The sequence below is a fragment of the Corynebacterium sp. HMSC064H12 genome (genome assembly GCF_001809925.1).
Lineage (GTDB): Bacteria > Actinomycetota > Actinomycetes > Mycobacteriales > Mycobacteriaceae > Corynebacterium > Corynebacterium jeikeium_D.
Map to the genome: position 1 here is coordinate 1 of NZ_KV799340.1, position 203 is coordinate 203.

The window sequence follows — 203 nt, forward strand, 5'->3', positions numbered from 1 at the left end:
TGGCCTATGGTGTAATTGGCAACACAACGGTTTCTGGTACCGTCATTCTAGGTTCGAGTCCTGGTAGGCCAGCGGAATTCGCTTGCTTAACTAACTTGATTAGTTGAGTTGAATTCAGTTCTAAGCCCCGTTCGTCTAGCGGCCTAGGACGCCGCCCTCTCACGGCGGTAACACGGGTTCAAATCCCGTACGGGGTACAAAGT

The 203-nt window shown here is 51.7% G+C and carries 2 tRNA genes; both read left to right on the top strand.

Annotation, left to right across the window (positions count from 1 at the left end):
• A tRNA-Gln gene (locus HMPREF2681_RS04940) sits at positions 1 to 72 on the top strand.
• Positions 73 to 124: 52 nt separating this feature from the next.
• Positions 125 to 197: transfer RNA gene (locus HMPREF2681_RS04945), tRNA-Glu, on the top strand.
• The last annotated feature ends 6 nt before the right edge of the window (positions 198 to 203 follow it).